General features: G+C 55.9%; 5 protein-coding genes, 1 tRNA gene and 3 rRNA genes. 4 read left to right on the forward strand and 5 right to left on the reverse strand.

The genetic code is table 11. The annotated features are described in order from the left end of the window. The first annotated feature begins 288 nt into the window (after positions 1-288). The 4 genes from ACL2XF_RS00005 to rrf all read left to right on the forward strand — a co-directional run bounded on the left by ACL2XF_RS00005 (position 289) and on the right by rrf (position 5,685). Positions 289-1,831: ribosomal RNA gene (locus ACL2XF_RS00005) — 16S ribosomal RNA — on the forward strand. A 229-nt stretch (positions 1,832-2,060) separates the two neighbouring features. After that, positions 2,061-2,136: transfer RNA gene (locus ACL2XF_RS00010), tRNA-Glu, on the forward strand. Between the two features lie 315 nt (positions 2,137-2,451). After that, positions 2,452-5,444, forward strand: a 23S ribosomal RNA gene (locus ACL2XF_RS00015). A gap of 125 nt (positions 5,445-5,569) precedes the next feature. Further along, positions 5,570-5,685, forward strand: a 5S ribosomal RNA gene (rrf, locus tag ACL2XF_RS00020). Together the 16S, 23S and 5S rRNA genes with 1 tRNA gene alongside form the textbook arrangement of a ribosomal RNA operon. Positions 5,686-6,205: 520 nt before the next feature. Here rrf and ACL2XF_RS00025 read toward each other — a convergent pair. The 5 genes from ACL2XF_RS00025 to ACL2XF_RS00045 all read right to left on the reverse strand — a co-directional run bounded on the left by ACL2XF_RS00025 (position 6,206) and on the right by ACL2XF_RS00045 (position 12,297). Next, the gene (locus ACL2XF_RS00025; protein WP_413727763.1) at positions 6,206-6,685 is read right to left on the reverse strand and encodes a GNAT family N-acetyltransferase; all 480 of its coding nucleotides are present in this window, start codon (positions 6,683-6,685) and stop codon (positions 6,206-6,208) included. A 166-nt stretch (positions 6,686-6,851) separates the two neighbouring features. Beyond that, entirely contained in the window at positions 6,852-7,220 is a 369-nt protein-coding gene (locus ACL2XF_RS00030) for a YfiM family lipoprotein (protein WP_410013746.1), read from the reverse strand. A gap of 157 nt (positions 7,221-7,377) precedes the next feature. After that, positions 7,378-8,733 (reverse strand): CDP-diacylglycerol--serine O-phosphatidyltransferase, encoded by a 1,356-nt coding sequence (pssA, locus tag ACL2XF_RS00035; RefSeq protein WP_413727764.1) that lies wholly within the window; start codon positions 8,731-8,733, stop codon positions 7,378-7,380. Positions 8,734-8,869: 136 nt separating this feature from the next. Next, complete coding sequence (locus ACL2XF_RS00040) at positions 8,870-11,542, reverse strand: bifunctional acetate--CoA ligase family protein/GNAT family N-acetyltransferase (protein ID WP_410013748.1); 2,673 nt, start codon at positions 11,540-11,542, stop codon at positions 8,870-8,872. 47 nt (positions 11,543-11,589) lie between these two features. Continuing rightward, positions 11,590-12,297: a tRNA-uridine aminocarboxypropyltransferase gene (locus tag ACL2XF_RS00045; protein ID WP_413727765.1), complete on the reverse strand. Its 708-nt coding sequence runs from the start codon at positions 12,295-12,297 to the stop codon at positions 11,590-11,592. Positions 12,298-12,383 lie beyond the last annotated feature (86 nt).

A 12,383-nucleotide genomic window follows, 5' to 3' on the forward strand; every position in this document is an offset into this window, starting at 1 on the left:
CCCCTATAATGCGCCTCCATCGACCGGTAACGTGAGCAGTATCACACTCTACCGGAAACGAGTCAGAAGACAGGCCGAACGGGCTTGACACTGAAAGAGGAAAGCGTAATATACGCCACCTCGCGCCAGACTGATTACAGCGGCGCACTGCTCTTTAACAATTTATCAGACAATCTGTGTGGGCACTCACAAGACCGTATCGAAACACAAAAATACCAAGTCTTGAAGAGTGAACAAACAGTTAATTCATAAGATTAACAGTATGACAATCTTTGAGCATCAAGCTTTTAATTGAAGAGTTTGATCATGGCTCAGATTGAACGCTGGCGGCAGGCCTAACACATGCAAGTCGAGCGGCAGCGGAAAGTAGCTTGCTACTTTGCCGGCGAGCGGCGGACGGGTGAGTAATGTCTGGGGATCTGCCTGATGGTGGGGGATAACTACTGGAAACGGTAGCTAATACCGCATAACGTCGCAAGACCAAAGTGGGGGACCTTCGGGCCTCACGCCATCGGATGAACCCAGATGGGATTAGCTAGTAGGTGAGGTAATGGCTCACCTAGGCGACGATCCCTAGCTGGTCTGAGAGGATGACCAGCCACACTGGAACTGAGACACGGTCCAGACTCCTACGGGAGGCAGCAGTGGGGAATATTGCACAATGGGCGCAAGCCTGATGCAGCCATGCCGCGTGTGTGAAGAAGGCCTTCGGGTTGTAAAGCACTTTCAGCGGGGAGGAAGGCGATAAGGTTAATAACCTTGTTGATTGACGTTACCCGCAGAAGAAGCACCGGCTAACTCCGTGCCAGCAGCCGCGGTAATACGGAGGGTGCGAGCGTTAATCGGAATTACTGGGCGTAAAGCGTACGCAGGCGGTCTGTTAAGTCAGATGTGAAATCCCCGGGCTTAACCCGGGAACTGCATTTGAAACTGGCAGGCTAGAGTCTCGTAGAGGGGGGTAGAATTCCAGGTGTAGCGGTGAAATGCGTAGAGATCTGGAGGAATACCGGTGGCGAAGGCGGCCCCCTGGACGAAGACTGACGCTCAGGTACGAAAGCGTGGGGAGCAAACAGGATTAGATACCCTGGTAGTCCACGCTGTAAACGATGTCGATTTGAAGGTTGTGGCCTTGAGCCGTGGCTTTCGGAGCTAACGCGTTAAATCGACCGCCTGGGGAGTACGGCCGCAAGGTTAAAACTCAAATGAATTGACGGGGGCCCGCACAAGCGGTGGAGCATGTGGTTTAATTCGATGCAACGCGAAGAACCTTACCTACTCTTGACATCCAGAGAAGACTTCAGAGATGAGGTTGTGCCTTCGGGAACTCTGAGACAGGTGCTGCATGGCTGTCGTCAGCTCGTGTTGTGAAATGTTGGGTTAAGTCCCGCAACGAGCGCAACCCTTATCCTTTGTTGCCAGCGAGTAATGTCGGGAACTCAAAGGAGACTGCCGGTGACAAACCGGAGGAAGGTGGGGATGACGTCAAGTCATCATGGCCCTTACGAGTAGGGCTACACACGTGCTACAATGGCGCATACAAAGAGAAGCGAACTCGCGAGAGTAAGCGGACCTCACAAAGTGCGTCGTAGTCCGGATTGGAGTCTGCAACTCGACTCCATGAAGTCGGAATCGCTAGTAATCGTGGATCAGAATGCCACGGTGAATACGTTCCCGGGCCTTGTACACACCGCCCGTCACACCATGGGAGTGGGTTGCAAAAGAAGTAGGTAGCTTAACCTTCGGGAGGGCGCTTACCACTTTGTGATTCATGACTGGGGTGAAGTCGTAACAAGGTAACCGTAGGGGAACCTGCGGTTGGATCACCTCCTTACCGAAAGATACGTAATGTGAAGTGTCCACACAGATTGTCTGATAACTGTAATGAGCAAACAGCTCGTATGGTTTACACGTGAAGCCCGGCTTCGCACGTGCAAGGCATCGTCCGATGATAGGAGAGCAACGCGATGCGTTGTTCGACTAGAAAGAGGTCGCTTACTTTCATTAATGAAAGTTTCGCCTTACACGGAAAAGCAACGCGGCGCGTTGCAAGCATTTTCCGTGTCCCCTTCGTCTAGTGGCCTAGGACACTGCCCTTTCACGGCGGTAACAGGGGTTCGAACCCCCTAGGGGACGCCATATCCCGCTGTCTATTTCAGAGCACACTCTTATGAGTATGCTGCGAAATACATGCTCTTTAACAATCCGGAACAAGCTGAAAATTTGAAAAAAAACATGCTGAGCAAAATCAGTATGCGATTCTCTCAAAGCAAGCAAACCTAATAAGGTCGCCGTGTCGATGGTGACCTTGTTGAGGGATGAGCGAGAAAGTCCCGGCCAAGGCGCACGGCGCGCAGCCAGCGGAGTGGACTGTATGTCCATGAGCATGGCGAGCACCGCGCAACACCGGCAGGGACCTTTCGCAGCCATTCCGAAGACACTTTAGGGTTGTGAGGTTAAGTGAATAAGCGTACACGGTGGATGCCTAGGCAGTCAGAGGCGATGAAGGACGTGCTAATCCGCGAAATGCGCCGGTGAGCTGATATGAAGCGCTATCAGCCGGCGATGTCCGAATGGGGAAACCCAGTGCAATTCGTTGCACTATCATTACGTGAATCCATAGCGTATTGAGGCGAACCGGGGGAACTGAAACATCTCAGTACCCCGAGGAAAAGAAATCAACCGAGATTCCCCTAGTAGCGGCGAGCGAACGGGGAACAGCCCAGAGTCACCATCAGCGCCTGCATCAGGAGAACGGTCTGGAAAGTCCGGCAACACAGGGTGATAGCCCCGTATCCGAAGGTGCAAGTGCTGTGAGCTCGATGAGTAGGGCGGGACACGTGATATCCTGTCTGAAGATGGGGGGACCATCCTCCAAGGCTAAATACTCCTGACTGACCGATAGTGAACCAGTACCGTGAGGGAAAGGCGAAAAGAACCCCGGCGAGGGGAGTGAAATAGAACCTGAAACCGTGTACGTACAAGCAGTGGGAGCCTTGATTTATCAGGGTGACTGCGTACCTTTTGTATAATGGGTCAGCGACTTATATTCTGTAGCAAGGTTAACCGAATAGGGGAGCCGTAGGGAAACCGAGTCTTAACTGGGCGTTAAGTTGCAGGGTATAGACCCGAAACCCGGTGATCTAGCCATGGGCAGGTTGAAGGTTGGGTAACACTAACTGGAGGACCGAACCGACTAATGTTGAAAAATTAGCGGATGACTTGTGGCTGGGGGTGAAAGGCCAATCAAACCGGGAGATAGCTGGTTCTCCCCGAAAGCTATTTAGGTAGCGCCTCGTGAATTCATCTTCGGGGGTAGAGCACTGTTTCGGCTAGGGGTCCACCCCGGATTACCAACCCGATGCAAACTGCGAATACCGAAGAATGTTACCACGGGAGACACACGGCGGGTGCTAACGTCCGTCGTGAAGAGGGAAACAACCCAGACCGCCAGCTAAGGTCCCAAAGTCATGGTTAAGTGGGAAACGATGTGGGAAGGCACAGACAGCCAGGATGTTGGCTTAGAAGCAGCCATCATTTAAAGAAAGCGTAATAGCTCACTGGTCGAGTCGGCCTGCGCGGAAGATGTAACGGGGCTAAACCATGCACCGAAGCTGCGGCAGCGGACATATCACTTAAGACAATTGTACGGAAAACGATTGACGGAGCGCAGCGACGTCAATGCGTTCATCACGTCGAGTTGACTTAAGGATATGTCCGTTGGGTAGGGGAGCGTTCTGTAAGCCTGCGAAGGTGGCCTGTGAGGGCTGCTGGAGGTATCAGAAGTGCGAATGCTGACATAAGTAACGATAAAGCGGGTGAAAAGCCCGCTCGCCGGAAGACCAAGGGTTCCTGTCCAACGTTAATCGGGGCAGGGTGAGTCGACCCCTAAGGCGAGGCCGAAAGGCGTAGTCGATGGGAAACAGGTTAATATTCCTGTACTGGGTGTGACTGCGAAGGGGGGACGGAGAAAGCTAGGTTCGCCGGGCGACGGTTGTCCCGGTTTAAGCGTGAAGGTGGAAAAAGCAGGTAAATCCGCTTTTTCATTCAACACTGAGGCGTGATAACGAGCCACTACGGTGGTGAAGGAATTGATGCTACGCTTCCAGGAAAAGCCTCTAAGCTCCAGGTCACATCGAATCGTACCCCAAACCGACACAGGTGGTCAGGTAGAGAATACCAAGGCGCTTGAGAGAACTCGGGTGAAGGAACTAGGCAAAATGGTGCCGTAACTTCGGGAGAAGGCACGCTGGCATTAGGTGGAGGGACTTGCTCCCCGAGCTGAAGCCAGTCGCAGATACCAGCTGGCTGCAACTGTTTATTAAAAACACAGCACTGTGCAAACACGAAAGTGGACGTATACGGTGTGACGCCTGCCCGGTGCCGGAAGGTTAATTGATGGGGTTATCCGTAAGGAGAAGCTCTTGATCGAAGCCCCGGTAAACGGCGGCCGTAACTATAACGGTCCTAAGGTAGCGAAATTCCTTGTCGGGTAAGTTCCGACCTGCACGAATGGCGTAATGATGGCCAGGCTGTCTCCACCCGAGACTCAGTGAAATTGAACTCGCTGTGAAGATGCAGTGTACCCGCGGCAAGACGGAAAGACCCCGTGAACCTTTACTATAGCTTGACACTGAACATTGAGCCTTGATGTGTAGGATAGGTGGGAGGCTTTGAAGTGTGGACGCCAGTCTGCATGGAGCCAACCTTGAAATACCACCCTTTAATGTTTGATGTTCTAACTCCGGCCCGTAATCCGGGTCGAGGACAGTGTCTGGTGGGTAGTTTGACTGGGGCGGTCTCCTCCTAAAGAGTAACGGAGGAGCACGAAGGTTAGCTAATCACGGTCGGACATCGTGAGGTTAGTGCAAAGGCATAAGCTAGCTTGACTGCGAGAGTGACGGCTCGAGCAGGTGCGAAAGCAGGTCTTAGTGATCCGGTGGTTCTGAATGGAAGGGCCATCGCTCAACGGATAAAAGGTACTCCGGGGATAACAGGCTGATACCGCCCAAGAGTTCATATCGACGGCGGTGTTTGGCACCTCGATGTCGGCTCATCACATCCTGGGGCTGAAGTAGGTCCCAAGGGTATGGCTGTTCGCCATTTAAAGTGGTACGCGAGCTGGGTTTAGAACGTCGTGAGACAGTTCGGTCCCTATCTGCCGTGGGCGTTGGAAGATTGAGAGGGGCTGCTCCTAGTACGAGAGGACCGGAGTGGACGCACCACTGGTGTTCGGGTTGTCATGCCAATGGCATTGCCCGGTAGCTACGTGCGGAAGAGATAACCGCTGAAAGCATCTAAGCGGGAAACTTGCCTCGAGATGAGTCTTCCCTGTGGCTTTAAGCCACCTGAAGGGACGTTAAAGACGATGACGTTGATAGGTCGGGTGTGTAAGCGCAGCGATGCGTTGAGCTAACCGATACTAATGACCCGTGAGGCTTAACCTTACAACACCTAAAGTGTTTGACGCAAAGAGAGCGTCGCCCCGAGGGGCGACGAGAGAATTTTCAGCGAAGTTCCGGATAAAGGCCGATGGTCATCAGAAGCAGGATGACGGTTGGTAACGAATTTGCCTGGCGGCACTAGCGCGGTGGTCCCACCTGACCCCATGCCGAACTCAGCAGTGAAACGCCGTAGCGCCGATGGTAGTGTGGGGTCTCCCCATGCGAGAGTAGGGAACTGCCAGGCATCCAATTGACGAAGCCCTCTGTGCAAACAGAGGGCTTTTTCATGTGCGTAACCCTGGCGGTTCGCTACTCGAGTAAGAGAGTAGGACAACAGGCGGAGCCTGTTGAACGCCGCTTGCGGCGGCCCGAAGGGTGGCCGCCGCAGGCGGACATCAACTGCCAGGCATCCAATTGACGAAGCCCTCTGTGAGAACAGAGGGCTTTTTCATGTCCGTAACCCTGGCGGTTCGCTACTCGAGTAAGAGAGTAGGACCACCGGCAACGCCGGTGGAACGGAGCCGCAGGCGACGGCCCGCAGGGTGCCTGACGCAGTCAGGCATCCACTGCCAGGCATCCCATTGACGAAGCCCTCAAAGAAAACAGAGGGCTTTTTCATGTGCGTAACCCTGGCGGTTCGCTACTCGAGTAAGAGAGTAGGACCCCCGGCAACGCCGGTGGAACGGAGCCGCAGGCGACGGCCCACGGTGATCTGGAAAGCGCTTAGTTTACCGTGGCGAGGTAATTTGAATGTATAATAGACATTAAACTGACTTCTCAAATCGAATATCACCATCCGCTAAGTATTCCTTAGGGTGCCACCCGAGCTGGCGATAAAAACCGCTGGCGCGGCTGTTGCCGTCTGTTACCAGCCATATTTTTTGATGGTGCTTGAAAAGATGGGATTCGGCGTTGGCCAGCAGAACGCGGCCTAGTCCAAGCCCTTCAAATTCAGGGCGTATGAACAGGGCAAATACGCTTGCTTCAGCGGTGCAGGCCATAGAAAAACCAGCAGGAATTTGCCCTATCTCGGCAATCCAGACGCAGGGGGAGGCAAGAATCGCGTCCCTGATGGCAACAGCAGTAATTCCCATTTCCGTAAGCCGAGCGCGTGAGATCTGGTTCTCTCTTACGCTTAAGCGAATAGCAAAAATAGTATCGATATCCGTGATCTTGGCCAACCGGACACGTATTTTATCATGATTTTCGCCAGGTAAATTGTCTGGCGTTTCATGTCGCGACATCAATGCCTCCCTGCGGATTAATCCAAATATGAACTTATCATAATAGAAGTCTTAATTTGCGCTCCGCGCAGACGAAAATTGCTGGGAACAGGTCCAGATGCAACGTCTTGGCCTGTTAGCATACGGCAATATCCTCGGTTATTGAGTATACAGTTATTTTAGTTAATCATTTATTGAGATAATACAGACTATAACCCGCCGAAGCCCCCGCCACATCCCAGGCGAAGTCCTTCCAGCTCCAGCCGCTGCCGGCGGCGCGGCTGTCGAACGTTTCCTTCAGCGCGCCCAGCGAAAGGGCGAAGGCAAACCCGATATTGCGGCTGCGGGCCGGGGAGGCATTTTGGTGTTCCGCCACCGCGCTACCCGCATAGGCCAGTGTGGCGGAAGAAATAAAATGCGCTGTTTTATCGCGCCCTGTCCAGTTGTCCTGCGCCATATGGGCGCAGGCGCTGCAAAAAATCAGCGGAAGAATAATAACCGTGCGACAAGCGAGATGACTGACGTGATGAAATGGCTGCCTGGGGCTTTTTGACATGGTTGCGTTCCGCTGGTTCAAACCGTCGGCCTGGCGGACACTACGGCATCCCTGAACCGACGGCGCCGGTTTGTCTCCGGCGGGTCATTTCAAGGAGGCCGCCGGTGGAAAACCGCGATGATGCCGGAATGACATTCCTGTGTGCCCAAGGGCGAATCTATAAAATACGGCTGATAAGGCGATCGATACGGATACGCCGCAGCCGGCGGATCAGCTTGCGTACTTTGACCGGATAGTCGCCGATACCTTGCAACTCGGTATAATGCGTGACCGAAATGGTATGGGTACGGATAAGTTCGAGTTCATGCTCGCGCTGCGCGCGCAGTTCGCCCTTCGGGTCGTGGATCAACAGCGCGTTTTCCAGATCCAGGCGCCAGGCGCGGGGATTAAGGTTATTGCCGGTCAATAATTGCCATTCGTCGTCAACCCACATGCCTTTGAGGTGATAGGTATTATCGCCGTCTTTCCATAACCTGACCACCAGTTGCCCATTGTCCACATAACGCTGCAACCTTCCGAGAAAACGGCGCAGGTTGATTTCATATAAATAGGGCAAGGCGCCGATAATCTTAAACGGCTGATCTTCGGGAATATAAAAATCATTGGCCGTTTTATCGCCGACGATGATTTCCACCTGCCTGTTCTGGCGCAGCAGAGAAATGATATTGCGCACCAGCAGCGCCGGCATATTAAAATAGGGGGTGCACAGGGTCAGTTTACTGTCGGCGCATGACATCAGGTGATGAATGGTTTTATTCAGCGGACTTTGCTTGCCTAATCCCACCAGGGGCGTGATGGTCAGTTCGTCATCGCCGGCCGAGCCGTTGCAGGCATAATCGGCATCGCGCAAAGACTGGCGGAACATGCGCGTATCGTTTTTGATTTCAATACTTTTGGGACGATTTGGATTATCCAGCCGGTTGACCGCGGGCGCCGTCAGCAGGTGCCGCTTAATATAACCCAGCATGCACTCGGCAAGCTGAGGGTTGTGGATCAGTTGATAACGATCGTAGCGGTATTTATCCAACTGATGCAGGTAGACATCGTTCAGGCTGGCGCCGCTGTAAATAACGGTATCGTCGATAATGAAGCCTTTGAGATGCAATACGCCCAGGGCTTCGCGGGTATTGACCGGAACGCCGTACACCGGTACCGACGTGCCGGGATGATCCTGCGCCATGCGGCAATACCAGTCGGCGTTGGTGTTTACCGCCGCCGCGCCTATGCGCCCACGCTGCGCGCGATGCCAGTCGACCAGCACACAGATCTCAAGCTCCGGCCGCAGCTCGCGGGCCTGGTAGAGGGCCGAGAGCACAGCCTCGCCACCTTCATCCTGCTCAAGATACAGCGCCACCAGATAAATACGCTTCTTGGCACCCGCAATGGCGTTAAGCAAGGCGATACGGAAATCTTCAGGACTGTACAGCGTTTGTACGTCAGCAACCGTCTGGGGAATTTTGGGCAGTTGTGCAAGGTGTTGTTGGTGTTTGGTACGTCTAAAGTTTGACAACATCACAGTGCGCTTCTTCTCTTGTCATCGTATGGTGGAATGACCATATGCAAAAACACAAATGTGTGGAATCGGCCATAATAACATTACTTTTCTCCATTGTGGCTATGTTTCGCCGCAGGTTGATGCGCGCTTGATGTTAGACCGGGGGTGGTTGCCGGGTTTCGCCCGCAAGCGACAGCGATAGCGCGACAATGCCGTCTTCCAACTGCAGATCGACGGTAAATCCCAGTTTTTTTGCCAGTGAAATCATGCCGTGGTTGCTGGGCATGGTGATGGCGTTCAAGCGTCTGAGCCCGTGATCGCGGGCGTAGGCAATCATTTTTTGCAGCAGCAGGCGGCCTAAGCCCATTTTTTTGAGATCGGACCTGACCAGTACCGAAAACTCGGCCTCGGTATTGTCCGGGTCGGAAAAAACGCGCGTGACGCCGATAATGGTGTTTCCCGCGTCGTTTTGTCTGATCGCGACAAACGCCATTTCTCGATCGTAGTCGATTTGGGTCATATAAGCCAAATCTTCATGGGTAAATTCTGTGATCTCACTGAAGTAACGATAATAAAGATCTTCCGGCGTGACCGCGCCGATAAACTGCTTTAGCAGCGGTTCGTCTTCGGGCAGGATGGGCCTGAACAGGCATTGCTCGCCGTTTTTCAGCGTGACCACCGATTCCAGCGCCTGCGGATAAGGACGGATCGCCAGGCGTGCCTCGGGGTCGCCCGGGCGTTCGGCCAGTTCAAGGCTGACATCCAGCACCGTCATATCGCCGCCGCAGGCCAGCAGCGGATGGATATCCAGATGGACGATTTCCGGGCAGTCGAGCAGCAGGTTGGAGACCTGCACCAACAGGCGGCTTAACGCGACAATATCCAGCGAATAGAGCGGACTATGGGTGCGGATAGCGCCTTTTTTCAGGCCCTGGCGCACCATATTCTGCGCCAGCGTCATATTAAGCGGCGGCAGGGCTACCGCCGTTTGGTCGGCCTGTCGCCATTCATGCCCGCTTTCACCCAGCAGGATTAGCGGGCCGAACACCGGATCCTGTTCGACCAGGATGCGCAGTTCCTGGGTGCCGGCCCGGCTGGCCATGCTTTGTACCAACATGCCCTCGATGCGCGCCTGAGGAAAGGTTTGCGCCACGCGTTCCGCCATGGCGTTGGCCGCCTGGGCAACTTCCTGCGCATTGCGCAGCGACAGCATCACGCCCTGGACCTCGGATTTATGGGGGATGTCCGGCGAGCGCAGCTTCAGCGCCACAGGGTAACCAATACGGTCGGCAACGGCGACGGCCTCGGCGGTGTCGCCGGCGATCCAGGTGGGCAGGGTGGTTAAGCCATAAGCCTCGATAATGGGGCGCACCTCGTGGGTCGCCAGCCGGGTAATGCCCTGTTCCAACGCCTGGCGGATCAGGGCGTGCGCCTGGGCGGTATCCACCGTCAGGCCGACCGGCAGGGCCGGTGTTTCCATCAATTGCTTTTGATTGCGCCGGTATTCCGCCATATGCATAAAAGCGGTGACCACGCCTTCAGGGGTGCGATAGGTGGGTAGCCCCGCCTCCGTGAACAGGCGTCTGGCCTCCCGGGAGGAAAATTCGCCGCTCCAGTTGGTCAGCAGGGTGACCTGCCGGCCGCGGGGGTGAAGCTTGGCCAGCTCGATAACCTGCTGCGCCGTCTCGCTGCTGGGGGCGGCGGCGCTGGGCGCGTGGATAATCAGCAGCGCGTCGTAGTCGGTGCTGTCAAGCAGCGCCGTCAGGGCGGCGCGATAGCGGGCCGGAGTGGCGTCGTCCGCCAAATCAAGCGGGTTGGCGGCGGGCAGGCCCTCCGGCAATACCGCCTGCAGGGCCTGACGGGTCGCGGTGCTCAACGTCGCCAGCTTGCCATGACGGCTGAGCAGCTCATCCAGCGCCAGGGCGGCCGGGGCAATGCCGTTGCTGACGATCATCAGCCGTTCACCGCGCAACGGGCGCATATGGCTTAGGGTTTCCACCGCTGAAAATAATTCGTGGGTATCGCGCACCCGCAGCAGCCCGGCACGCTGGATTGCGGCGTCGTAGGCGGCATCCCTTCCCTGGGGATAGTTCAACAGGCGCTGCGCCTGCGGGCTGCGCCCGCTTTTGATGACCAGTATAGGCTTGTTGCGCGCGGCGCCCCGGGCGGCCGACAGAAAGCGCCTGGCGTCGCTGAGGTGCTCCAGGTGCAGTAAAATGGCGCTGGTTTTGCCGTCGCGCGCCAGGAAATCAAGCACATCGTCCACATCGATATCGATACTGTCGCCGAGCGCGATAAAATAGGAAAACCCGATTTCGCGCTGCTGCGCCCAGTCCAGCACGGTATTGGATACCGCGGCGGACTGGGAGATAAACGCCAGCTTGCCTTTATGGATGGGCACCGGGGAAAAACTGGCGTTCAATCCTTGCCACGGCGCCAGTACCCCCAGGCTATTCGGCCCGAGCAGACGCATGCCGTGACGGGCGGCGCAGGCTTTCAGCTCGGTAAACTGGGCCGGTGGCGCTGAGAGGATAATCGCCGTTTTGCAACCCAGCCTGCCGAGGTCGTCGAGCAAACCGGGATTGCGGCTGGCGCGGGTGCACAGGATCGCCAGGTCCGGCGCCAGGGGCAGGCTCGCCACGTCCGGATAGCTTAAAACGCCGCATACCGCGGGATAGCGCGGCGTTACCGGCAATATCGGGCCGCCGAACCCGCCGTTCAGCAGATTACGCATCATCAGGTTCCCGGCCCGGCCCGGCTTGTCGGACGCCCCCAGCACGGCGATGGATTTTGGTCTTAGCAGCGCTTCCAAACCTCGTTGACTCATCGGTGGTCTCCTATCCAGTCCAGCCGCATCCGACAAGTGTAAGCGCATTAAGGCCGGGGTGTTGTGATGGCGGAAGATATTTGCGCGGTGTTATGGTGCGATTTACCCAATAGGTAGCGGCTGCGAAACAGCGCAAAATGCGCGCCCAGGCGATCCGCCGCCGCCGCGTCCCCCGTCTGGCGCAGCAGGGTGGCGGCCACCTCGGCGGTGCAGTGGTGGCCTTCGCCGTGCGCTTCCCGCAGACGATAGGCGGAGACGGTAGCCAGGTTAAGGGATAATATCGGAAAATTCGCCAAATAGGGGCTTTTGCGAAACATCTTGCCGGCCTCGGACCAGGTGCCGTCAAGCAGAATAAACAACGGCGGCTTGCCGCAGGCATCGATTTGCGGCACCACGCGCCGGTCCGGGGCGACGTTGTGCGCCGGGAATACCACATAAGGCTGGCGGGCGGGGTCGGCAATAGCCGATAGCAGTGCCGTATCCGGCTCGGTGCGCGACCAGAGAAAAGCCTGGGTATCCGGCAAGATATCGGCGATCAGGCGTCCGGTATTGCTGGGTTTCAGGGGCTCGGAGTCAAACATGATCAGGCAGAAACGGCTGACCGACGTCATGGGGACAATGCGATCGCACAGGCAAACGGGCTGCGGCAGCAGGCAGTGTTCGCAGCGCACGACCCGGCAACCGCGCGCGCGGTACGGCCGGGTGGCGCGATCGAGACGATATTGGCGTAGCGCCAGCACGGCGTTGTTTGTCATGGGAAGCCCGCAAGAAAAGAGAGAGTTTACCGGAGCGGGCGGGGAAAGCGGACAACTATTTACCGACGGAGCTGTCGGGAAACGCA

Source organism: Sodalis sp. RH19 (genome assembly GCF_047324215.1).
In the GTDB taxonomy this organism is placed as follows: domain Bacteria; phylum Pseudomonadota; class Gammaproteobacteria; order Enterobacterales; family Enterobacteriaceae; genus Acerihabitans.